The sequence below is a fragment of the Sphingobacterium sp. WOUb80 genome (assembly GCF_050058145.1).
Taxonomy (GTDB): domain Bacteria; phylum Bacteroidota; class Bacteroidia; order Sphingobacteriales; family Sphingobacteriaceae; genus Sphingobacterium.
Map to the genome: position 1 here is coordinate 3,099,941 of NZ_CP165617.1, position 24,740 is coordinate 3,124,680.

Here is a 24,740-nt window from a genome sequence, read left to right on the forward strand (position 1 = left end):
TCTAGATGGCCGCCAAATATAATAATAGGAGCTTATATTAAATCTCGTGACAGCCTGCCCAAACCATGTTACCGTATTTTAACAAAAAGTTACGTATTTATCCCCCATATGCGATCCTACCGGCAATGATTTCGGAGGTCGCCGCACAAAAGTCGAGACCCGAATAATCGGGGTTGTAGCCACCTATATAAGGGACAGCCATCATGAAAAGACGCTGGCTGGAATGCCGCCTTTGATCCACCAGCTGGAAGCTGTCATCTATTTTCACCCCCGGTACCTGCAGAAAGATAGTACCATCGGGCGCGACAAACATATGCTCGTTGCCAGCCAGTAATTCTTCCTTGGCATGTTCTACTGACTGAAAGCGCAAGTAAGCCGGACTGATATTACCGTTCCATATCAATGATATCGCTGACCTGACTGCCAAGGTAAACCTGCGTTTCAATTCCTTTCCCATCAGCCTCACGCTTCAGCAACATAAACTGCTCCGAAAGGTAACGACCAAAAAGCAATCTCGGAACGACCTTATAGCGATTAAAATCGTCCACATCGATACCATAGGTACGGAGCGTCGCCTCAGAAAGAGATTGGACATATTCTTCGATCGTGGTGACCATTGCCGGAATTTCATGATTCGAGACATTGGTCAGGTGTTCAGCTGTCGCACCCTCGTAACTGTATGGCATACCTGCGCCCAGTTACTTGCGCGACTCGAAAATCGATATTTTGAGCGCCGAAAGATTCTTTTCAATCAGTCTTTTGTACATAAACAGGCCACTGGGTCCGCCCCCGGGCATTTATTCTTGCACAATAAAAAATGGGATAAATACGGAAGATGAATTAAATACCTGAATCTCGGATTCTTCAAACGATCGTTCCCCAGAGGCTGTCTTTCGAATAAACAAAATGATAACAAATAATAACATTATGGAAAACAACATCAATAACCCCGAAATCATCAACGACATTATCAAAATCAACAATGACCGCATCGAAGGTTATAAAAAAGCAATTGATCTGGCAACAAACCATGGCTTAGATAAACTTATCCCTACATTCGAAAAGTTCATCGGACAGTCGGAAGAATTTATCGCTGAATTGACACCCTATGTGGAACTTGAAGGCAAAGAGGCAACGGATGGGACCATGCTTAGCGGAAAGCTCTTCCGCGTCTGGATGGGTATCAAAGTAAATATTACCGGCGACGACGAACGAAGTCTGCTGGAAACTTGTGAACAAGGTGAAGATGCCTTCAAATCGACCTACCAGACAGCCTTGGCTGAGGGATCGGAAGAACTTTCGCAAAACGTTCATAGTCTGATCAACACTCAGCTCAGCAAACAGCTTGAAGCGCATAATATCATTAAAATGATGCGCGACAGCAAAACCATCTAACATTTTAAGTAGTAATTTTTTCTTTTTCAAAAAAAAATACCGAAGCTCAGATCCCTTCGGTATTTTTTGTTTAAAGGATAATGATCAGTGTCACTCAAATAACGTAAACTATGTAGCGCAAGAAAACAATTACACGTTTGAACATAAAATCATTCCCTAGTTTAAACGAAAAAGATGAAAAAGATTCTAACAGGAATAACAGCAATTTTTATTTTATCGGCCGCAAGCTCCTGCAGCAGTCAAAAGCCACAAACAGCCAGCGAACAGCAGCTTTCTGAAAAAGAAGTTACTGGAACAATCACAGCAATTGAAAATGGAAAAGATGGTTATATGGCAACTGTTACCGACAAAAAAGGCCAGCATGCCGTGGTAACGATCAGCATCGTCAATTTACAGAAATCGGGCGGTACTTTCAAACGCTATGCTGTCGGTGATGTGATCCGTGCAAAAGGCAATTTTTGGAAAGATGATGCCAGCATCGTACATATTACAGCACAAGATGTAACGCAAGTTAACTGATTACCTCAGTGCTCCCCATTAATTTGCTAAAACTGCAAATAAATGGGGAGTACTTGTTCCGATGATTTAAAAAAGCTATAAATCAGGATAAAAACAAAAAATAAAATCAGATAATAGACCAGCGAAACCTTACCCATGCTACTCATAACTTTATCTGCATAATTATCCGGAATAAAATGCAATATGCAAGCGATGAACATCAGCCAGACTACCGTATGGTAGTTTTCATAAAAAGGAAAAAAGGAGTTCGCATCAAAATTATACACGATCTGCTCGATCATGGCCAAAGCAGTATGTACATCTACCGCTTTGAAAAAAATCCAGGTGAAACAGACAAAATGAAAAGTAAGCAATAATGACAGTACATTGAACACCTTATTGTCGTTCATGGCTCCCCTTCTTTTACCTGGGAAAATAAGCCAAATTTTATGGATTGCCAAACCAATACCATGAAAGCTTCCCCAAAGAATAAAGTTCCAGCTAGCCCCATGCCAAAAACCGCCGAGCAACATTGTCGTCAATAAGTTGGCACTTGCTGCCAAACCGCGCTGTTCCCGTGTTAGTAACGCAGGTAAAAACAGAATGAAAATAATGCTTCCCACAATACAAGCAGAAAGCGCATACGACAAATGAAATAGATGAGTCGATGCCACGAAAATTCCGCTAATAAATAACAGGGACGATATCAGTGTTGCCAAGCTCCAGTTACGATTACCACCAAGTGGGATATAAAGATAATCTCTTAGCCAGCTGGAAAGTGAGATATGCCACCGCCGCCAAAACTCAGTGATATTTTTGCTTTGATAGGGTGACAAAAAATTTGGCGGAATTCGAAATCCCAGCCATAGTGCTATTCCAATTGCAACATCGGAATAACCGCTAAAATCACAGTAAATAACAAAAGCATAACCATATACGCCTATTAGATTTTCAAGCCCCGTATGTAATTTAGGATCGTCGAAAATATAATTAACCAGATTCAGCGTGATGTAATCAGAAATAATCAGCTTTTTAAAAAGCCCCGAAAAAATTAAATAAAAACCCTTTTTCAGATCACCCTCACTGATCTGATAAGGTTGAATGATTTGAGGGACAAAATCTTTCGCACGGACTATAGGCCCCATAACCAGCTTCGGAAAAAAAGAAAGAAAAAGCAAATACTCGCTAAATTTATCTGTTGGCTTGAATTCTCCTTTGTAAACATCAATGCTATAGCTTATATTTTCAAAGGTATAGAACGAAATCCCCACCGGCAATAAAACATTGAGTATCGAAAGATGCGTATGAAAGGCGAGGTTAGAAAGTTCAACAAAAAAATTTGTATACTTAAAATAGATCAGCAGGCTCAAATTAAAAACAATACTGCATAATAGAAGTATTTTTTTTCCACCTTTATTTTTACTGTTATAAATTCGATTTGACAGCACAAAGTCGATAATGGCCGACAACAAAACGAGCAGTACAAATACGCCGCTGGCCTTATAAAAAAAGTACAGTGAAAAGAGACAAAAGACATAAGTTCTTGCACGCTGATGATTTCGCAGCACATAAAACAAAATTATGAATAGAAAAAAGAAATAAACAAAAAATCCATTGTTAAAAAGTAATGGACTTTCACGGTCATATAGAAACTGCGCCCAAAAAGCTTCCCAGTTAAAATGAATAGCGGCGGATCCTGTCATTGGATAGATAATTTTTTATAATCATTTTGAAATGCTTTAAATAGCTTCGCGCCAATGAGCTGCGAGCCATCTTCTGTCGGATGGACATAATCCTTTATTGCCAGGGCAGGCTGATGATTGGCCCAGCGAATTATTGTTCCTTCACCACCCATCGACTGAAATAAATTATAGAAGGCAAACTGATGGCGTTTTGCTAGCAGAGCCTGCGTGACCAATAATTCACTTATTCCCAGTGCAGTGCGATAACGTCCATTATAGCGGAAAGCCATATCTCCAGCACTGATCAGCAGAAAGTCACAATCAGGGAAACTGTTTTTAAAACGTGTTAAAACAGGATTTATAGCACGATCATAAAATTCAAAATTGTTATCGCCGGGTCTATAGATTAAATTCGCGCCATAATGAAGAATAATTAAATCGTAATGATTCGCTTTTTGTATGGCTTCCATAAATGTAGGATCCAACTTGCGAAACTCACTGCCCGAAACACCACGAAATGAGAAATTATCAACAATAACACCATATTCGCTTTCAAAACTTACACCGTACAACCGTGCATTAGCGCTATTGCTGAGTTTCAGAACTGAGGAGCTATCTTTAGCTAAGACCTGCCTATTGATGGGATCCCTACCCTTCAAAGCTATTAATTGGCCATTGACCAATATACTGCCGCCCGAACCTCCTGCATAAAGCAATGCTTTCTCGACAATCTCCTGCGTCGGAGCACCCAGCGTTTTATCCGAATAGACTCCTTGCCCATTCCCACCAAAGTAGTGTCCCGAAAGATATAAGTTTTTACTGCCCGCCGATTTAAAGCTCGTGTCTTCCCAACCCATAGCTTTGATTACTGCAGAATGCCTAAAATTGCCGACTTTCGTATGAATAGCCAAATAACCTACACCTGATCCACCATAGACAGCTTGAAGGGAATCACGGAGTGTGCTGCTTATCTGATCACCTTCGATCATACTATCTCCAATATAGGCGATTCTTACTTTTCTTTTGCTACCCTTTTTAAGAGCCTGGAGTTTGGCCATAAAATTTGAAAGGGATGGACCAGCATGAAGCTTGAAGTCTGTGATCAGATCTCCTTTTTTATAGCTCTCGAAATCCCCCTTTACGGTATTATTTTTCAAAGTGGTCTGTTTACCCATTGGAAGTCTGGTAGACAGGTCTTTTTCTTTTGCGACAACCTGTATAACATCTGCGATCAGATTAATCTTTTCAAAAACAGGCATACCAAAAGGAAAAAAGTAGGCAAAATAGGAAAGAACTGTATGGGATATGACTGTTATCACCACCAGCATACATACTTTTTTATTCGCAGACATAGAGATACAGGAATATTATTAAAGTCGGGGTAAAAACACAATCGCCATTATAGATCGGCGATAGGATATTGTTCATTAAAAATAGAATTTATAAGGTATAACAATGACGTCAAAATATAAAGGTGGCCGAACAGAATCGACCACCTTAAGGATTAGAATTGAATAATAAATTGTATTGAAAATGTGGTCAATTAGTAAAAACTAATGGTGTTCTTATTAAAGTTCAACGTTATTTTATATTGATTCAAGAAAGGGGTTCCTAGCAGTCCATCAATGGGTAAAGCTTCATTTCCCGTTCCTCCGCCAATAGCCTGACTGGTGATGACTGTGTACATATCCTGTAAAGCCAATTTCCCAACTTTACCACCTAACACATAGGCGATGCGATTACCTTGACTGGTACCGTTCACCCCTTTGATATCTACCTCACCCTCCTCATAATCGATATAAGATTTCAGTTCCGTTTCCAGCGACTTCTTCAGTACATTCGCATTTGCTCCGCAGTCTATTCCCATCGGATAGACTTTATTGCCAACAGCTATATCCACAATAGGAATATGGCGTTTCAGACGTAGAGGATATTGTGCCAAAAGTGGACCTTTGTCTATTGCCTCTGCAAGCAGCTCACCCTGAGGGTCCAGCTTTTCAAGCAATAACTCCTGCCTTCCATAATCCAACGTGAACTGGTAATCTTTTAGCAGACCAATACCAAGCAGACCAAAAATAGGGCTGCCGTCTTCCAGCTGCATATCATCCATTTCTGAAACTGGAGCCTCCAGATCGTGGATTACGATACCTCCCATTTGAAGTTGGTTACCGGTTGACCACACGACATCCCGCATTTGCCCGCCAATTCCGGCGAAATCCACCGAAACATCTGCCCGAATTTGTTCTCCCGGCACGAATTTATTGCGTAAAATCACGACTGGAGCGCCACTGTCAAACTGAAAATAGCCTTTTGCGCCATTAAGTGTAGATTCAATATAAACCAAGCCATTTACTAACTTAAAAGGGATCACCAACGTTTCCGGGCGCTTCGAATTTGCCAGGGCATCAGCCAAAGCTTTTTCCGGATTACCTTTCATCCGCCCTTTAATGATTCCTAGATTCACGATCTTGCCAGCTCGATTAAATAGGAAACTCGGTTTGCCAGCTTTGCCATCTTGATAAGTTACTTCAAGCTGAATCTGTTCGTCACCATTGACCAGCATCTCCTGATTGACAACTCGAAATGTTTTGATCGAAGAAAATTTAGCCAATATTTCTGGAACAGCAGCTGCATTATTCATCCGGGGCAAATTGCCAATCGTTGCGCTATCAGCCATCATAGCAAGTACAGCCGGAGCATCTTTGATATTCATAGCCTCAATGATACGGTCGATAGATTTGATATTGTCGTTCTGCTGAGCGAACGCGTAATTACCGAAAACCGATAACGCAAGCAGTGTATAAACTGACTTTTTCATCCTTATTTCACAGTTTCAGTTAACCATTTGACAATTTCTTCCAGGGTGCTATCAGGCATTTCACCAAGTTTAGCGTATTCTGCTGGAAGGCAGGTTTGACATGCCTGCATCAAGTGATTTACATTAGGCAATAAGATCGTTGTTACTTTCCCCTGCTTTCCGGCTCTGCTATACTGTTTCCAATAAGCTAAGTTTACAGGATCGACAAAAAGATCTTTACTTCCATTGATGGCCAAAATCGGTATATCTACTTTACTTAAAAAGATCTGTGGATCATAGGTGACAAAATATCGGTACCATGGCCCGATAGCCTGCTGTACATAAGACCAGATTGGAAAGCGAAAATGATCATGTTCAATTCCTAAGGTCTTAAAATAGATATCATCTTTCTGTTTCCAATAATTATAGACCGCATTTAGCTTGTTCTCCATGCTATCAGATTTGGCGTACTGGAACGCTGTTGCAAACATCAGGCGATTGATCTCATTAGATCTTTTCCTGTCAACCTCCGGTAAAGGCGAGCTGCGGACCAAGTTTTCATTTTGAACAAAAAGAGATTCCAGACCGTTGGAAGCCAAGCCCGCCAAGCTGATCAAAAATTTTACATCAGTGCTTTGAGAAGCAGCGATCGAAATAACTGCACCGCCTTCACTATGACCTAACAAACCTATCTTCTGAAGATCCACATTCGGCTCTTTCTTTAAAAATTCAACAGCACCCAAGACATCCTGCGCAAAATCGGCTGTCGTCGCATAACGGTATTCACCAGTTGTTTTACCGACACCACGATCATCCATTCTTAACACGACATACCCCTTTGGAGTCAGATAATTGGCAATACGCGCAAACATCTTAGTCCCGGCCATTGTCCCATCCCTATCCTGCGGTCCCGTACCCGAAGCAATTATAATAGCCGGATATTTTCCAGCTTTAACAGGCGAAGAAATAGTAGCACCGATCATAATACTATCTACCCTTGATTTAAAGATGGCCTCTTTTTCTTTTATTTCCTGTGCCCCAGTATGCCCCATAAAACAAATTGAAAGGGCTACCAATAGCATTGACTTGACAGTGTTTATCATTTTTTATTTACCCGCTTTTAATGTGTTTACCATTTCCGTGATTTCATCTGCAAGTTCTGAGGTACTCCCCATATAACCCACCTCCGAAAAACGCAACTTCCCATTCGGTCCTACAATCATTTTATGTGGAATTGCACTTACATTTAAAGTTTTTGAAACAAGACTTCCTTTATCCAATAAAACTTTAAATGGATAATTATTCTCTTTCATGTAATTTGTCACATAAGTCGTCATATCGGCTTGTTTCTCTTGTGTATTCACAAAATAAAAAACCACATTGGGGTCTTTTGCAAAATTTTCCTGCGCTATTTTCATACCGGGGAACGCCCCTTTGCATGGTGCACACCAAGATGCCCAAAAGTCAAGTACGACAATTTTCCCTTTTTGATCCGATAATTTAACTTTTTTACCGTACTGATCGAGCAGTTCAAAATCTGGAATATCTTTTGAAATCAACAACTTACTAACCTTATCTTTCAATGCCACACTGTTGTCGGCATCCTTCAACCCTGCCAAATAATTGGTGTATCCTTTCTCTCCTTTGTTCCGCTTTACATATGAGGTTTTCATCAGTTCTAGCATATATGCTGAACTCTGATTTAATGAATAACTCTTCTCCAGTGCCATCTGCAGCTCTTTGGTTTTTCCCTGACCTTCCAGAATACGCACATAGGTATCATTTAGTTCGGCACGCTGGTAACGCTCTGTACTTTGAGCTGCTGATGCATATACAAATGCTTCATCATACATTTTATTATCGACCAATATTTTCGCGAATAAAGGCGCATTGGAATAGTACAGGGTTGCATATTTATCGCCCTGAAAATTATCTTTATAATAATTAAGTCGATCCATCACAACGCGTGCATAAGGCAGTATTTCCGCAGGCCCCATGCTTTTTTGTGAAAGATAGGGAACATCCAACGAACGATATATGACGTTAGAAAGTGCCTCATATGGCGCTATCTTCGAAATGTATTTCGTGTAGTTGGGCAAATCTTTTTTCATGCTGGTATACACGGAAATAATCCAATAAGTAGTGACATAACTAATCCGATGTTTCTCGTTGAATGCAACCTCAGACTCTTTATAGGGATATTTATCGATAAAATCAGTCGCAGCTTTCAATCGTTCATCATCCGTTTTTGCTTTCTGAATGAGGTTAAAATCAGCCAGTCTTTGCTGATCCTTTACATATTGCCCCTGCGGGTACTGTGTACGAATTTTTTGCTCCAGTTCGTCAGCTTTTGCAGTGTCTTTCAACACATCTTTATAGACCCGAAACACTTCCATCATATCCTCCTCTTTTAAATTTGGAATGGTTTGAAGAGCATTTAATTCATTTTGAAGCTTTGCCAGAGATTCGGCGGTATTCATATGTTTTAGCGCGTTAGCAGCAGGATAAAGAACCTTAAATCTGTTTTCAGGATGTCCCTGCAACTCATATTTTGCCCACATGACCAAGATTTCATCAGTCTTATAGGCTGATTTATCCACTACATAGGGGGTTCCAGGCACAATTTCGGGTGTGCGCAGCATACCCCAGCCAATCATACCACCGGAAACCTGTTTACCTTCCTTCCCTGAAATCAGATACGAATAGGTTTGGTCTCCCCCTAGATCTTGTAATGTATCCGCCTGGAAGACAAAATTGACCAAAGACATTTTCTCTGGCACAATGTAGCGTGCTGTCCAGAGAGAATCTGTTTTTGTGAACTTCAAGACATCCTGTACCCACCGAAAATCCTGGTACCCGGTAAGTGTACCATTGATGGATTGCGCATCTTTCAAAGCTGTCTTACGTGCATCATAGATGAACTGTATGGTGTCACGCTCTTTTGGAAACTCTGGTATAACTTTAAAATTAGGCGTTTGTGCCTGAACAGAGGTAGCAACTCCCAAAAAAGCCGTACCCAACATTGCTCCCAATGATTTTTTAGTGTTCATATAAATAGTTTGTTTATTTTTTATGGATTTTGAACAATTTCCGGACTCAGATTAATCTCATATTGAGCTATTGGAAAGACATAGCGGTTGCTATTGGGCGTCAATGTAACCGTCTTTCCAGCAAATGTACGTGTATAGGATGTTTGAAATAAAGGATCATCTTTCAAGCGACGCATATCCCACCACCTCAACATGCGGAACATAAACTCACGCCGGCGTTCTTGCACAACTTTCACCAATGCATCATTGGCATCAGTAGCCGTGAGCGCTACATTTCCTTTTGCTAGCACTCTTTTTGCCCGAAGCTGGTTGACCAGAGCCATCGCTGCTGCAGGCTTATTGCTGCGCGCTTCCGCTTCGGCTTTAATCAGTAACATTTCCGGAACGCTAGGACCTACATTACGACCTTCATTCATCACATAATCTAAGTAGTAATAACGTCCTTCATAAACCTCCCAGGTAGAAATAATATCACCGCTTACAGTAAATAAATTGTAACGTTGATCATTTTCGCCAAATAGTTTGATCAGATCATTGCTCAGACGGAAAGCCGTCGGCGTATAAGCAGAAATGCCGTTAACCGGAACTTTAGAAAGCAGGATTTCATTATTGAATACCCTTTTCGGATAATTGGATGCAGTCAGCTGATCCATTGCAGTCAGATCAATCAGCTTATTGTTGATTGCCAACGCCTGATCGGCAGCAGCAGCGGCTTCATTATACTTGTTCATATAGAAATACGTACGCGCAAGCATGCCATAAGCCGCGGCTTTTGAGGGCAAGGTGGTGTATTGCTGGCTATTTGGCAATAATGGAATTGCTTCTTGAATATCATTCAAGATCGTTTCATAAACCCTTAATACAGGAACTCTTACTAGAGGTTGCTCTGTTGTCGGAACCAGCACAAGCGGTACACCAAGATCAGTATTTGCTGTTGCCTGCAGGTAGGGTTTCGCATAGGTATTGACCAACATCAGATAAGCAGAGGCGCGATGAACCTTTGCTTCAGCAATCAATTCTGCCTTTTCCTGATCAGTTCCATCTGTTACAGTAGGCACCTCATTGATAATCGTATTAGCATAAGCAATTGTATTATACAAAGCATTCCATGCATCATCTTTATGGTAAAGGTTTTCAATAGGATAGATAATATCTGACCATTGATAAGCGCGGTTATAATATCCATAATAATCACTTGCGGCCAGTCCAGTCTGTTGTGCCGTGCCATCAACAATTTCCAGGTCATCTGATGCTATATCCGAAATGGCCGGTGCAGCCTCAAGTGCACTGGTATTATTGAGCAGATAGCGATAGTTCTCTATCGTTCCCGGAGTCAATTGTCCCTGTGTCTTGATATCGACATACTTTTCACAGCTCGAAAAGGCCACCAGAGACAAGATTGCCAGCACAACTGTAGAAGAGAAGTTGCATCCCAATCGTTGTACAACAGATTGAGATATATGTTTTTCAATTAGTAGATTTTTCATGTCAATCAGTTTTAAAAGCTTACATTAATGGAAAAGTTATAAGAAGGTACTGGACGCAGATTTGTCGTGTTTCCGACCAAATTGGCAAAGTCGGGATCATATCCTTCTTTGTTTGCTGTCCAGATCAGTCCTAGATTGCGTACAGACCCCGCCAGCTGCACACTTTCCACTTTCAGTCTATTTAGAATACTTTTGGGCAATCCATAACTCAGCGAGATTTCTCTAAGACGAATATAGTCTCCCTTCAATACATTGATATCTGAATACTGATACCTTTGCAAACTGTACGAGCTATAGATATCAGCTGTTAATGCCGGGACATTTGTAAACGCCTCGTCACCTGACTGTCGCCATCTATTCGCTATATCCGCACTCAGATCAAATTTAGGTATCGTCAGTCCACGGCTTGGAGCCATGTAGGATTCAATACTAGGTTTCATAAAAACATTGCCAAACTGATAAGATATGAGCGCATAAACTGACCATTGTTTGTAGCGTAAGTTAGTCCGGAATGAGCCAAAATATGGGGCGGTCCTGCGTCCGGCATATTCCAGATCTTCTACTCCATTTAAGGTTTTGGTCACCGGTACAATCTCATTATTTTTGTTATAAATCTGCGTGAGACCTTTTTCATCTAAGCCCGCATGACGAAAAACAAATATTTTGTCACTTGGATACCCCTCCAGATAGCTAATGCCAATTGGACTATACGAATACGTAAAGGCCGAAATATCTTTTGGATCAAACCTATTGTCAGTAATTTTATTGTTATTATAAGAGAAATTCAGCGTTGCATCCAGATTCCAGTCTGTATTTCTTATGAACGTGCCCGTCAATCCCAGATCAAAACCTCTTCCTGCCATGGAAGCCGTATTTCTTTTTAGCGATCCAGAACCAATCGTACCTACATATGGAGCCGCAATTGGGAAGCTATATAGCAAATCTTTGCCATTCTTGCGGTAGTAATCCAGCGTACCGATAAGGCGATTGTCCAAGAGGCCAAAGTCAAGGCCTAAATTGGTTACATAGGTTTTTTCCCAACGTAACTGCGGATTCGCAATAGCGATTATACTTGCCGAAGGTTGGCCTGTCGGATTAAATGAGGCATTATCAAAAGAAATGTAGGTAAATGGCCTGACATCCTGTGTGATATTGCCATTCACCCCGTAAGTAGCACGCAGCCCAAGCTGGTTTAACCAGCTGAACTGCTGCATAAAACTTTCTTTGGCTATATTCCATTTCAAACCCGAAGACCACAGAGGTGTCGCACGGAAACTGCGGTCTAATCCAAAGTTATTGTAATCGTCATAGCGTACACTCCCCGAAACCGTATATTTACCATTTAAAGTATAGGCAGCATTCGAAAAATAAGAAAGGAAACGTCTTGTTCTATCCGCCTGGGTTGGCCCGCCACTTAGTCCCGCGAGATACCCCATAATGGTATTATAACCATTTTGCGTATAGGCCACATCGGTATTAAAACCCGTCTGTGGGTTGTAGCCATACAATGTTTTGGCCCCTTGCCCCGACTGAGTCTGTCTTATTTCTGAACCGGCGATGGCTGTAATCTCATGTTTTTGAGCAAAAGTTGCATCATAGTTCAGCTGACCACGCACGGTATAATTATTGATGCTGCTGTTGATAATATTATAAATTCCACCTTTGTTTATGCCGATCGTATTGGCACTCGCACCTATAGGTGTAAATTGATTTAATAACAATCGATTTTTGTACGAATTTTCATCACTGTACACTCTATTCTCACCGAATGAACGTTCGTTGGCATAGCTTACCGATCCTTTTAATCCTTTGTATAACGGTACCTCCAAATTGATTACAGCTGAATAATTATTATCTTTTTGCAGGTTATCAGCAAGCTGCATTTCTTGCAGATAGTTGTAACGCCAATCCTTATATACAGGACCTAAAGTCTGGGTGAATCCGGGGTTTACCCGATCATAATATAGGCCATTTCCTTGCTCATCGGCCAGCAGCTGATAAGGCAATAATGTAGCACTATTTGAATCATATAATTGTGCAAGATCAATTCCATTCTTGCTATTTCTAAAAAATGTTCCACGGACGCTTGTTGAAAGTGTCGCAATTTTGAATATTTTCCAGTTATTATTTAAGTTAAATGTAAAGCGTTTTCCATTCTCACCTTTCGTAAATGGATTTTCATTGGCATAGGAAGCCGAATAAAAATAATTGTTGTTTTCAGTACCATTGCTGATGGAAAGGTTATACTGCTGATTGTTCATCGGTCGAAGCAAGTATTGCTGAATCTGGGCTCTGTTGTCAATTTGTGCCATAGGTTTCACAATCGCGTCGTAATCCGCCTGGCTTATTTGCCCCATCTTCAAACGGATTGCAGCCGCAGCTACATCACCCGGATAGTAACTTGAAGCATACGCATATAAATTGGAGGCGATATTATTTGAATTCAGTATATTTTTAGCGACGAGTTCCTCTTGATAATCAATCATCTGCGCACTATTCATTGTACGGAGGTAGTTTAGATCAGGCTTTCCGGAGAACGCGGTATTAAATGAAAAATTAATTCGTGGGACACCGGTCTTTGAGCCCTTTTTGGTTGTTACTACGATGACACCATTGGCCGCACGAACACCATAGATTGAAGCAGCAGCGGCATCTTTCAAAATAGTAATATTATCGACATCATTGGGGTTGAGCATGGCCAGGTCAATATTCGAAATAGCGCCATCAATAACAATTAAAGGCGATTTTTCAGTATCCGAATCAATGGATCCGACTCCACGGACAGTAAGATTATAATCGTTTTGACCGATTGTCCGCGTACTGGAATAAATCCCCATTTGATTGTTGTTGTAGGTAAAGCTGCGATCGCCTGAACCAATGGAAACCTGTAGGCCGGGAGCTAGTCCTTCCATTCGATTGATCAAATTGGGCGACGCACTTTTTTCCAATTCTTTTGATGTAATGACCGTTGCCGCTCCTGTAGCTCTTTCTTTTGAAATTTTCTGGTATCCCGTTGAGATAACAACCTCTTCAAGCATATTTTCCTCTGCCTCCATGACCACCGTCATGGACTCCCGGTTTCCAGCAGCGATAGTGGTACTTTTATAACCTACCGCTGTAAATACAAGTTCATCCGAGGGTTTTAAATCATATAGCATAAAGCGGCCATTCTCATCAACTTTCCCCCCCTTGCGTGTATCTTTTACCCAGATACTTGCAAACGGGATAGGCTTTCCGCTCCCCGACCGCACCATGCCCGAAATACGTTCGATTGCGTCATTTCCCTTTTGTGCCGTCTCTGAAAAGCGCTGTGGGTTTTGGCTATTTGTTTCCTGACGGCGTACAATCGAATAGGATCTTTCATCCACATAAAGAAATATCAGCTGATTAGGATAGAGCACTTTTTTCAGCACCTCTTCCAAGCGGTTTCCTTTCAGCAATTCAGGATCTACAAATTTTCCATTTAACAGATTATGCTCATAACTCAAATTGGCATTGAAGCGTTGTTCGATCTGTTTGATTGCCTGCGTAAGCGGTTGTTTTTGCTGCCCATAGGCCTGCTGGCCGACAGTAAAAAGCAGCGAAGTAACCGGAACCATCAACAAGCTCCTGATCGGTTGCCACCTGTTTTCAGTAATTTTCATTTTTCGTTAGGTTAGATGTATATTGTATTAGTTTGTTGCTGTTTTTCTTATTTGGGGTCTAGGTAGATGGTATCTTTTTCCATCCGGATATTAGCCTGTAAAATATTGGCGATTGAATAAATAATGCTTTCCTGAGAATTTAATGAGATGCGGCCATCAATTTTCCGATTTAAAAGCGAAGTGTCGCTTACGACGATTTCTTTTCCATAGACATAACGAAATTCGTTGATCAGATCAGCTACCGACAGATTTTCACCAACAAGGGCCTTTTCGGTCCATGCCACCTTCTGTTTCAGGATCCTTTCATCGGTACTCAGTCTGCGGAAACCCTGAGCTCCATCTATCACAACATCACCCGGCATTAGCGTCTTTGTTTCTCCCATATGTTTGAGGTGGCGCAGTGCTATACGGCCTTCCAAAAGCGACACCGTAACATTATTGTCTCTATTTTTTAGATTAAACTTGGTTCCGAGTACCTCCACTGCAAGGTTACCTGTGTAGGCTATAAACCTTTCACCTTGTCGGATATCGGATGAATCTCTGTTTAGGTGCCTGACAGTTAAAAGTGCCTCCCCAGTAGTATATACTTCCCTTTTAGATAACCAGTTCCAGGCACGGCGATAGGCCACAGAAGAATTAGCATTCAGCTGCACCGTACTGCTATCGGGTAGCATCACTGTTTTCAGCATCCCGCTTCCCGTCTGTATTACGATCATGGATTGATAATACCAGGCTGCTGTCACAAAAACTGCCATTGCAGCCGCTCCGGCAATAGCTGCCCACATCCGGATCATGTTACTTTTTCTTTTCTTCCTGTTGTGGCTTATGCCTATTTTAATATCCCGGAAGAGGTTGTCCGTGAATGTGAGATCGGGCTTTATTCTCGAGATACCAAACAGCGCATGGAGATAAGCCAAGGCCTCGTCATAGGCAGCTGCATTTACTGGGTTTGCAGCTCGCCACACGATCCAGTGACCAGCCCCCACTTGATCCGGATTTTTGGCAAATCGGACAAAATCCATATCGTTCAAAAAATCCTGCGTGCTATAAGTTGTATATTTCTCCATTATCATGCCTTTGTTAATTACAGGACAAACAGAGATTAAATTTTATCCCACGCAATTCAATTTTTTTTTAAAAAAAATAAAAGCTGTTTCAAATGTTTGCCAAATTCATAATTTAGCACGCAAATAATTGATCAGATTTTTTATTTTTAGCACAAAAAGCTTCCTTCGCTGATTAACATTATATTTTAAAATGCGGGTTTGATTAATGTTATTAAATCTTTACTATTTTTGGATAAGCAAATAATCTTTTTCTTTTAATGGCGTAAATTCTGTGATGAACAATACCATAGATCTGTACTGGGACAAATTTATCGAAGGCGACCAACAAGCTTTTGAACAGATCTATCGTGCGCTATTACCCAGTCTATATGAATACGGCATGCGGCGCGTAAAAGATGAAGACTATGTCAGAGACTCCATACAAGATATATTTATCAGATTTTGGGAAAACCGCGACAGGCTCAAAGCCATTTCAAACCCCAAACACTACCTGCTTGTTGCCTTGAAAAATAGTCTGCTAAATGCACAGCTCCGGGATGGCAGGTTATCCTCTTTTGGTGAAAATGATGATTTTCAGCTCACCTATGATGTCGAATCTACTTACATAGCGGCTGAAGAACAGCGCGGCAATGCCATCAGGCTCATACAGGCTTTAGAACAATTGACCGGTAAGCAGAAAGAAGTTATCTTTCTCCGCTATTTCGAAGAACTGAGCTATGAAGAAATCAGTGTACTGACCAACATATCTATTAAAAGCTTGTACAAATTGAATAACCGTGCCATTTCTACACTAAAAGATATTATGGGAATGCCAAAACAGCATCTGCTCGTTCTGCTCTACATGATCAAATTTTTATATTCATAAAAAATAGCCCCCATTGTTATTTGTCCAATTCTGTTTCCAGCCCTATTTATTAAACGATAAAATCGTCATAAAAAGGAGCCCGATCGCCCTCTAAATCTCTTTAATATCATTTCTGAGTAATAATAAACTTTAAAAACGAGAGGTTAAATCACAAATCAAATCGTTAAAACTTACCTTTGGATTCAAAAAGTCAATAAAAGAATTCAAATGAAGAAGCTTTATAAATTTCTCGCCCTAACTACCTTCTCGCTCCTAATCCATGGCTGCAACATGTTTGATGTTCATCCTTATTCTGGTAAAATCGATGGAAGAAAACATATCAATGCAGATAATATGATTAAGATAGAACATGACTATGCTAATCGGGATACAATTCGATACGCGTTCATCAGTGATTCACAACGATGGCATGACGAACTTGACGATTTTGTAAAAATAGTCAACAAAAGAAATGATATCGATTTCATTATACACGGCGGCGACATCAGCGATTTCGGTCTTACCAAAGAATTTTTATGGCAACGTGATATCCTAGAAAAACTGAAACAACCTTATGTTGCTCTTTTGGGAAATCACGATTGTCTCGCCAATGGTGAAGAGATCTTTGAACAAGTATTTGGTACGCCCAATTATAGTTTTATTGCGGGCAAAACAAAATTTTTATGTTTAAATACCAATGCATTAGAATCTGACTACTCCAATCCCGTTCCGGACTTTTCATTTATAGCGCATGAGCGCCTGCAAGATACTGCACATTTTAACCAAACAGTTGTGGTCATGCATGCCAGACCTACTTCTGATCAGTTCAATAATAATGTAGCCTCCGTCTTCCAGTATAGTATAAAACAATTCCCGAAGCTCCTTTACTGTACCAACGGCCATGATCACATCTATCAAGAAGAAGATATATTTAAAGATGGTATCATCTATTATGGTACTCCAAATATCGGTAAACGTCAATTTCTAATTTTTACAATCACAAAGGACCGCTATACCCATGAACTTGTTTCCTACTAAATCAAAAACACGACCATTTATGCTTATTTCGCTGTTTTTTTCAGCTAGCTATATGGTTGAAGCTTCCCAACTCCAACATCCCCTGCAAGAAATTCCGGGCAGCATCAAAGTAGACACGCTAAAAGTGAAGAATATCAACACAGAAAGCATCAGAACCAAAGAGCTAAAACGAACAGCTTTTAGCCTAGTTCCATCAAGTTATATGGTTCAATATGCAGGCTCCATTGGACTACTATCCACAGGAGCAGGCTGGGATTATGGCCGGAGCAAACAGTGGTCGACAGACTTTTTGGTTGGATACGTGCCGAAATACGATACCGACCGTCCTAAACTTACCTTAACGCTACGTCAATCGTATACACCTTGGGAGATTAGACTCAATAAACAGCTGACCTATCATCCCCTTCGTACCGGCGCTTATCTCAATACGACATTGGGAAAACAGTTTTGGTATAAGGAACCTGACAAATATCCAAATAGTTACTATCGGTTTTCAACCCGGCTGCGCATTAATATTTTTGCGGGTCAGGACTTCAGCTATAAAATTAAATCCAGCAGTTCCTATTTTGAAGGAATAAAGTTTTATTATGATCTCCATACCAGCGACCTTTACCTAATTAGCGGCGTGCAGAACAAATATCTTAAATTTGATGATTACATTGGACTCGCTTTAGGTATCAAACTACAGATTAGGCGAAAATAGTACACAAAAAAGGCTAGACCGAATACGGTCTAGCCTTTCTGCTAAATACAATCAACTCACTAACTTGCTTAAGGTATTATCAGAACCAAGTACAGCGCCAAAACGTTTTAAGAATTTAATATTTGTTCGCCGGGCGAAGATCGGGTCCGTCCGTCCCGATAACCACTGAAAACACCTGTATTTTTAGTGCGTTTGCTCCCAACAAATACCTAACAGGCAAAGATGGTCATCCAATTAATGACAAATGAAAGGCGGCCATTTAAGGTGCCAAAACCGTCTGAATAGTCAATACGTCCTCTTTTAAATCTTTGCTCTTTGCCCGTATCCGAATCTTTCCCGATTTTTCATCTGACTGCACAATCAAGGTAAGCTGTCCATTGAACAAATGCATCTGGGGCTTTTGAAAAGCTTCCAGATTGGTCGGGTCTCCGTTGGCCAGGGCTCTGAATGTACCGGCTCCTCCTACTTCAAATTGGACCAATCCATCTGCATGCGGGCAGAGGTTCCCCGCTTTATCAACTGCTTTGACACGGATATAAGCCAATGTGCGTCCATCAGCAGCAATGGAATCATGCATTGCATCCATTTTAATCTGGAAAGGTTTACCTGCCGTCCGGACAATTTTTTCGGCCGCCGGCTTTCCAGATTCATCGTAAGCGACAACTTTGACCTCTCCGGGTTCGTAAAGCGTATTCATCCACATCAGGCGATAACGTTCCTGCAATGAATTCTTAGTTTTACGTTGTATCCCCTGACTCTTGCCGTTTATAAAAAGTTCTGCACTCGGATAGTCCGTATATACGAAAACAGGTGTCTGCTGTCCTACACGGTCCGGCCATGTCCAATGTGGGAGAATGTGCAGCGTATGTTCATTTTTATTCCATAAACTTCGGTATAGGTAATAACGATCTTTGGGAATACTTGCCAGATCAATAATACCAAACATGGAACTATGGTTGGGCCAGGCATCCGTATCATATGGAGAGGGTTCACCAAGATAATCAAATCCAGTCCAGACAAATTGTCCCATCGTCCAATGATGGTCTTCTGCCAATGCAAAATCCTCATCCGCAGGTTGGACCAAGAGCAATATTCCATATCATAAGACGATGACTGATGATCTGGATACAGCATATCACCTTTTTTTACCACGGGAAATTTATATACACCCCTGGAGCTCACCGTGGATGCTGTTTCCGAACCTAGAACCAGATTTTGCGGCAATTTGGCATATGCCTCCTCATAACGGTGCGTGCGATAATTGAGCCCAGGAACATCCAATAAACTCGCAAAACCGTTTTCTAGCACACAGCTTACCTGGTCCATGCCGCAGGTCACAGGCCTAGAAGGATCTTCCCGATGGCAGATATTCTGTAAAAATGAAGCCACTTTATATCCTTCGGCACTACATTGCGTAGGCACTTCATTTCCAATGCTCCACATCACCACTGAAGGGTTATTCCTAAAATGATGAATCATATTGACCATATCGCGTTCGGCCCAGTCCGCGAAAAACCGATGGTATCCATTTTTACATTTAGCAATATCCCATTCGTCAAAAGGCTCAATCATCATCATCAAGCCCAATTCGTCACATAGGGCGACCAATTCTGGAGCCGGCATATTGTGGGCAGTCCGAATTGCATCACAGCCCATATCTTTGAGCAGCTGCAATTGATAGCGCAGGGCCGAGACATTAATTGCCGCCCCCAATGGCCCCAGATCATGATGATTGCATACGCCCTGAAACTTTCGGATCTTTCCATTTAACATAAATCCCCGATCAGCAATAATACGTACCTCTCGATTGCCAAAACGGGTTTCAAAACGGTCCGTCAGCTTGCCGTCGACAAATACTTGCGTAGACGCTTTATACAGATTCGGCGTCTCCGGACTCCACAGGGCAGGTTTTATCACCTCAAAATTTTGTACGAAAGGCTTACCATAGTTTATTTTCTGCTGATTTTCTTTATGCGCTACCACATGCCCCGCTGCATCCAAAATCGCAGTTACCATACGTACCAACTTGCCGTCAGCATTCTTCAAACTGGTTTCAAGCTTAATGGAAGCTATGCTATCCGACACAAAAGGCGTCGTGATATAGGTCCCCCACACAGGTACATGGATCTTATCCGTAACAATGACATGCACATTCCGATAAAGTCCTGCACCAGGATACCAACGCGATGATTGCGCTTTATTTTCCAAGCGGACAGCAACCCTGTTGTTCCTACCATCTCTATGCAGCAGTTCAGTCACATCGCAATGAAAAGCATTATAGCCGTAAGGCCAAAAGCAAGCTTCCTTTCCATTCACATAGACCCGAGCCTCGCTCATTGCGCCATCAAATTTGAGTTCCACGCGTTTGTTAGAGGACTCGAATTGCGGCACATCAAAGCTGGTCCGATACCAGCCCACACCTACATAAGGCAAACCACCAGTCCGGCCCGTTTTTACGGTCGATTTTTTCTCTCCATTTTGTGTCACGGCGACATCCTGCAGATCATGAGTTCGGTCAAAAGGTCCAAAAATAGCCCAATCGTGCGGTATACTAACCTTTTCCCAAGTCTTATCGTCCAATGTCATCGATTCCCCCTGTGGAACTTCACCCTGAAAAAAGCGCCAGTTTTTCTCCAGCAGGAAGGATTGGCGTCCGGACTGTCCATTTAAATTGACCGGAACAAATAGGAATAAAAAAAACAGAAAGCAAAACGTACCAAGTAATCTCATCATCAATTCGTGTATTTATAGTCTACAGTTCAATTTCAGCCTCATTCAGCAACAACATATATACTTTATTTAAAAGCATTTAATACTTTTGTCGGGCGTCCATTATTATCAAATGCTCCTAAGGTATAACCATTCCAGCCTCCATAAGCCAAAGGCTCCCAATAGAATATACCCAGCACCTTCTGATCAGGCACGGCATTGACTAAGCTAAAAAGATCCTTGAGCCATATTTCGGCAATATCCGCTTCATCCCAGCTCATCCCCACTTCGCAGATCATGACTTCTGAATTGTACCGGGCGATCATATCTTTGATGTTGCTGACACATGCTGCATTCCGTTCTTGCCAGTTTTCTCGGGTCGGATAAAGCGACATGCCAATCACATCCCATTTTCCGCCATTATTTTTCAGACCATCAAACATCCAGCGGAACAAATTATTGTCAAATCCATTGTGGAGATGTATAATCACTTTTGCTGCCGGAAAAATCGCTTTCACCGCATCATAGCCGGCATTATTCAACGCTGCATAATTAGCCATGCTAACCGAGGCTTTTCCATCTTCCCAAAGCATTCCGTTGCCCGTTTCATTGCCTACCTGTACCCATTCCGGTGAGATGCCGTTATCTTTTAGCAATTGCAGGACGTCTGTTGTATGGTCACTTACCGCCTTCTTTAAGCCATCAAATGCCAATCCTTTCCAAGCAGCAGGCTTTGTCTGCTGCCCTGGATCGGCCCAAGTATCACTATAATGAAAATCTACCATGATGCGCATACCCAAGTGATGCGCCCGACGTGCTTTGACCAGTACGTCATTCTTGTTGCACCATCCTCGTTCGGGATCTACCCAAACACGCAAACGTACCGCATCCATCCCCAATCCACGCAATAATTTCAGTCCGTCCACCGCATTACCCCCTGCATTAAAAAATTGCACACCGGAGGCTTCCATTTCGGTAATCCAACTCACATCTGCACCTTTTGCCAAATGCGGCGTAGGTGTAGCTACTTCAAGGTTATCTTTATTGCTGCAGCTGGACAGCATCAAACACAGGCTTAACAAGCCTAATATTTTCCCTATTTTTATTTTTTTCATCCGATTATTTCATTTTAGGAATCGTCCCTATCTTTCCTATTCCACGTGATATTTGAATTGTTTTGGATCGCTTAGATCAAGGATCAATGTATGCGTACCGACCTTATCATAAGCAAAACCACTTCCATCTGCCGTATATAAATTACAGTTTCCACTACCCTCCGCAGCTCCAAAAAACCAAGTCCAACTGCCATTGATCAGTACTTTAATCCCCCATTGCTCGGCTGCCGCTGTCGTAATGGTTGCTTTCCAAACCTTTGCCGTCTGGTCATATACCATTGGTGTTGCCGTTGCACTCCAGCCGTTGAAATCGCCCGTCACCGTCATCGACTCCACGGAAGTCTCCTTCCAAGCCAACTTATTAACGTCGGCTGTCAGGTACAGATATCCCCCTTTACTCGTCCAGCAATTCCAGCGATCTGCACCGCTATACAGAATATATTGACTGCCATCCAAGGGATAGGAACCATAGATAAGCGACGCACTGGTACTCTCCTCACTGGTTAAATAGAAATTATACCACTGATCGAGGCGTACAAAACCATCGTAAAAACCATCTTCTTTTCTCGAACACAGTTTCCATGGGAATTGGGTAATTTCTTTATTCGAAAGGTACAGATAGGCCGCATCCTCAACAGGCTGGTAAGCCGTCACAGTCAGGGCAATCACGTTGCTGTAGAGCCAGTCTGTATTGGTTCCCAATCGCGAAGCAATTCGGACATAAAACACCTTTTTTTCATCAGGAACAAATCCCATCCCCGTGACGAGGCTATTCAGTTGTTCATGCGTATAGCTGATCGAGCTTGCCACCTGCTCAATACTTTTGGCGATGACAGAAAAAGAAGGGTCTGCCGCTATTTCTATCTTATTTTTTAAGACCGACTGTGCCATTGGCTCATCGCTTGCCAGAATCGCCTCATCCCAAACAAGCTGCAGCGCCACCGCTTTACGTTCTGTAGATTTTAAGACCAGTTCCGTTGTACTGCTGTGCAGCACAGCGGGTTTTATCCCGCTGACAGCCGGTGCTCCACCTTCCTTTTTACAGGCAATTAAAAGCAGCACCAAGATATAGAGTGTCAATTGTTTCATATGTAATCATTGTCTTTATTTAATAAAATCATCCGAGACTAGTAACCGGGGTTTTGAATCAAATTCGGATTCGCGCTCATATCAGTCGCTGGAATTGGATACAAATTGAATTTAGCATCCACAGCGCGGCCGTTCATTTCACCGCCCTTCCATTGCCAGAGGTAAGCGTTTCCGGTAAATTTCCCAAATCGAATCAAGTCTGTACGGCGTGTGCACTCCCAAAACAGTTCGCGGCCGCGTTCTGCAAGAATAAAATCGAGCGTTAGCTGTGCTTGGTCGATAGCCCCTGCTGAACTTCCGTAGGCCCGCTGACGGATACTGTTGACCAACGTGATTGCTTCCTGTACACTCCCACCGCCACCACGCAGCATAGCCTCGGCATACATCAGATAGACATCGGCCAGGCGGATCATTGGAAAATCCGTGCTTACCAGACCTTCGTCTGTTGTATAGGTGCCATCATCTTTCAAGTTTGTAAATTTAACCAACCCATAGCCCTGGCTTGAAGAAGAGGGATCTTCCACATCTAAAGACTGTCCGTTTTTCCAAAAATCACCTCTTTTGTCTTCTGCTTGAAACAGGGCTACAAATTCACGAAGTGTACGAAAGCTATTCCATCCAGAAAGTACGCCGTAATCCGACGATTTCATGCTCCCGACAATAGGGCCGTTGACGAGATAAGTTGTCGCTCCCCAGGTAGTCGTATGCGCTACATCAGCTTCTATCGGAAAGATAATTTCATTGGTCCGTTTATCATTGTCAGCATTAAATACCTGCTTATAATTTGTATTTAAGGAATACCCAGCATCAATCACTTTTTTAGCATAGTTCAGACAGTCCGCATTACGCGCTGTACCCGTATACACCTGAGCGTTCAGATAATTCTTGGCCAATAACGACCAAGCAGCCGCACGGCTCACCCGGCCATATTCATTTTGGCGTGGATCAGGCAAGGTCGACGCGACCTCCGTCAGTTCTTTTTCAATAAATGCAAAGAGATCACTCCGCGTCATCCGTGGCGGAAAAAACGCGGCTACAGGATCCTTTTCCGTTACAAAAGGAACATTTCCATACAAGTCCATGGCGTGGCTATAAGCCAGTGCTCGCAGAAAACGCGCTTCGGCTGCAAATGCCAGTATCTCCCCCTGTTCGGCCGAGCTAAAGGTCGCCAGCTTTTCTGCTGTGGTATTCCGCAGAAATTCGTTACAGATAGCTACGGTATAATAGATCCGGTAATACATTGCATTGACCCATGTATCGGAAGCTCCCCAAGTCATATACTGAATATCAGTCATGTTATCACCTCCAGCCCAAGTATAGATCACTTCATCTGTAGGTACTTCCTGCAGGTTAAAGTACACGCGGAGGTAACCCCAAGAAGCCGTGCTGCCGGCCATATCCGGATCAGCATCACCACGTCCATTGCCAGCAACGGCAAATGAGGCATACAGTTTGGCAAGCACCGAACGGTAACCATCTACCGAGGTATAGACCGACTCCGAAGTAGTTTCCACGGTAGGATATTGGTTTAAGTCCTTGGTACAGGATTGCAGCAACACGAGTAGAGTCAACAATCCAAAACAATATCTTTTTATATTTTTCATCACTATATAAGTTTTCTT

The 24,740-nt window shown here is 42.1% G+C and carries 20 protein-coding genes; 5 read left to right on the forward strand and 15 right to left on the reverse strand.

Annotated elements, in window-relative coordinates; all coding sequences use genetic code 11:
• Positions 1-97 precede the first annotated feature (97 nt).
• Together AB1Z56_RS13070 and AB1Z56_RS13075 are read right to left on the reverse strand one after the other, a co-directional pair.
• Positions 98-427, reverse strand: coding sequence for a hypothetical protein (locus AB1Z56_RS13070; RefSeq protein ID WP_426792268.1), 330 nt, complete (start codon positions 425-427; stop codon positions 98-100).
• A complete protein-coding gene (locus AB1Z56_RS13075; RefSeq protein ID WP_426792269.1) occupies positions 387-686 on the reverse strand; it encodes an FAD/NAD(P)-binding protein in 300 nt (99 codons plus the stop codon). Before AB1Z56_RS13075 ends, AB1Z56_RS13070 begins: the two co-directional genes overlap by 41 nt.
• Positions 687-927: 241 nt before the next feature.
• Here AB1Z56_RS13075 and AB1Z56_RS13080 point away from each other — a divergent pair, with 241 nt between their 5' ends.
• Both AB1Z56_RS13080 and AB1Z56_RS13085 read left to right on the forward strand, forming a co-directional pair.
• Positions 928-1,395, forward strand: a complete 468-nt coding sequence (locus AB1Z56_RS13080; protein ID WP_313263853.1) for a PA2169 family four-helix-bundle protein — start codon at positions 928-930, stop codon at positions 1,393-1,395.
• Between the two features lie 174 nt (positions 1,396-1,569).
• Positions 1,570-1,914 carry a hypothetical protein gene (locus tag AB1Z56_RS13085; RefSeq protein ID WP_426792270.1) on the forward strand — a complete coding sequence of 115 codons (345 nt, stop codon included), beginning with the start codon at positions 1,570-1,572 and terminating at the stop codon, positions 1,912-1,914.
• Positions 1,915-1,940: 26 nt separating this feature from the next.
• On the opposite strand, the gene AB1Z56_RS13090 is transcribed toward AB1Z56_RS13085, so the two are convergent.
• The 8 genes from AB1Z56_RS13090 to AB1Z56_RS13125 all read right to left on the reverse strand — a co-directional run bounded on the left by AB1Z56_RS13090 (position 1,941) and on the right by AB1Z56_RS13125 (position 15,620).
• Positions 1,941-3,596, reverse strand: a complete 1,656-nt coding sequence (locus AB1Z56_RS13090) for an MBOAT family O-acyltransferase (protein ID WP_426792271.1) — start codon at positions 3,594-3,596, stop codon at positions 1,941-1,943.
• On the reverse strand, positions 3,593-4,927 hold the full coding sequence (locus AB1Z56_RS13095) for a hypothetical protein (protein ID WP_426792272.1): 1,335 nt from the start codon (positions 4,925-4,927) through the stop codon (positions 3,593-3,595). Before AB1Z56_RS13095 ends, AB1Z56_RS13090 begins: the two co-directional genes overlap by 4 nt.
• 191 nt (positions 4,928-5,118) lie before the next feature.
• The gene (locus AB1Z56_RS13100; protein ID WP_426792273.1) at positions 5,119-6,393 is read right to left on the reverse strand and encodes an aspartyl protease family protein; all 1,275 of its coding nucleotides are present in this window, start codon (positions 6,391-6,393) and stop codon (positions 5,119-5,121) included.
• Between the two features lie 2 nt (positions 6,394-6,395).
• A complete protein-coding gene (locus AB1Z56_RS13105; protein WP_426792274.1) occupies positions 6,396-7,424 on the reverse strand; it encodes an alpha/beta hydrolase family protein in 1,029 nt (342 codons plus the stop codon).
• A 54-nt stretch (positions 7,425-7,478) separates the two neighbouring features.
• Entirely contained in the window at positions 7,479-9,422 is a 1,944-nt protein-coding gene (locus AB1Z56_RS13110) for a peroxiredoxin family protein (RefSeq protein ID WP_309362834.1), read from the reverse strand.
• A 20-nt stretch (positions 9,423-9,442) separates the two neighbouring features.
• Positions 9,443-10,909 carry a RagB/SusD family nutrient uptake outer membrane protein gene (locus AB1Z56_RS13115; RefSeq protein WP_309362832.1) on the reverse strand — a complete coding sequence of 489 codons (1,467 nt, stop codon included), beginning with the start codon at positions 10,907-10,909 and terminating at the stop codon, positions 9,443-9,445.
• A gap of 11 nt (positions 10,910-10,920) precedes the next feature.
• Positions 10,921-14,553 carry a SusC/RagA family TonB-linked outer membrane protein gene (locus tag AB1Z56_RS13120; protein ID WP_426792275.1) on the reverse strand — a complete coding sequence of 1,211 codons (3,633 nt, stop codon included), beginning with the start codon at positions 14,551-14,553 and terminating at the stop codon, positions 10,921-10,923.
• Between the two features lie 47 nt (positions 14,554-14,600).
• Positions 14,601-15,620 (reverse strand): FecR family protein, encoded by a 1,020-nt coding sequence (locus AB1Z56_RS13125; RefSeq protein ID WP_309362828.1) that lies wholly within the window; start codon positions 15,618-15,620, stop codon positions 14,601-14,603.
• A gap of 274 nt (positions 15,621-15,894) precedes the next feature.
• Here AB1Z56_RS13125 and AB1Z56_RS13130 point away from each other — a divergent pair, with 274 nt between their 5' ends.
• The 3 genes from AB1Z56_RS13130 to AB1Z56_RS13140 all read left to right on the forward strand — a co-directional run bounded on the left by AB1Z56_RS13130 (position 15,895) and on the right by AB1Z56_RS13140 (position 18,205).
• Positions 15,895-16,485 (forward strand): RNA polymerase sigma factor, encoded by a 591-nt coding sequence (locus AB1Z56_RS13130; protein WP_309362826.1) that lies wholly within the window; start codon positions 15,895-15,897, stop codon positions 16,483-16,485.
• 207 nt (positions 16,486-16,692) lie between these two features.
• Positions 16,693-17,502: a metallophosphoesterase family protein gene (locus AB1Z56_RS13135; RefSeq protein WP_309362824.1), complete on the forward strand. Its 810-nt coding sequence runs from the start codon at positions 16,693-16,695 to the stop codon at positions 17,500-17,502.
• Positions 17,503-17,521: 19 nt separating this feature from the next.
• The gene (locus AB1Z56_RS13140) at positions 17,522-18,205 is read left to right on the forward strand and encodes a hypothetical protein (protein WP_309362822.1); all 684 of its coding nucleotides are present in this window, start codon (positions 17,522-17,524) and stop codon (positions 18,203-18,205) included.
• Between the two features lie 259 nt (positions 18,206-18,464).
• Here the strand turns inward: AB1Z56_RS13140 and AB1Z56_RS13145 are convergent, their stop codons facing one another.
• The 5 genes from AB1Z56_RS13145 to AB1Z56_RS13165 form a co-directional block, all read right to left on the reverse strand.
• Positions 18,465-19,142 (reverse strand): DUF4982 domain-containing protein, encoded by a 678-nt coding sequence (locus AB1Z56_RS13145; RefSeq protein ID WP_426792392.1) that lies wholly within the window; start codon positions 19,140-19,142, stop codon positions 18,465-18,467.
• On the reverse strand, positions 19,028-20,938 hold the full coding sequence (locus tag AB1Z56_RS13150; protein WP_426792276.1) for a glycoside hydrolase family 2 TIM barrel-domain containing protein: 1,911 nt from the start codon (positions 20,936-20,938) through the stop codon (positions 19,028-19,030). The genes AB1Z56_RS13145 and AB1Z56_RS13150 overlap by 115 nt, the downstream gene beginning before the upstream one ends.
• Positions 20,939-21,000: 62 nt before the next feature.
• Complete coding sequence (locus AB1Z56_RS13155; protein WP_426792277.1) at positions 21,001-22,029, reverse strand: glycoside hydrolase family 53 protein; 1,029 nt, start codon at positions 22,027-22,029, stop codon at positions 21,001-21,003.
• A gap of 36 nt (positions 22,030-22,065) precedes the next feature.
• The gene (locus AB1Z56_RS13160) at positions 22,066-23,118 is read right to left on the reverse strand and encodes a DUF5111 domain-containing protein (protein ID WP_426792278.1); all 1,053 of its coding nucleotides are present in this window, start codon (positions 23,116-23,118) and stop codon (positions 22,066-22,068) included.
• A gap of 38 nt (positions 23,119-23,156) precedes the next feature.
• Complete coding sequence (locus AB1Z56_RS13165; protein ID WP_426792279.1) at positions 23,157-24,722, reverse strand: RagB/SusD family nutrient uptake outer membrane protein; 1,566 nt, start codon at positions 24,720-24,722, stop codon at positions 23,157-23,159.
• Positions 24,723-24,740: the final 18 nt, after the last annotated feature.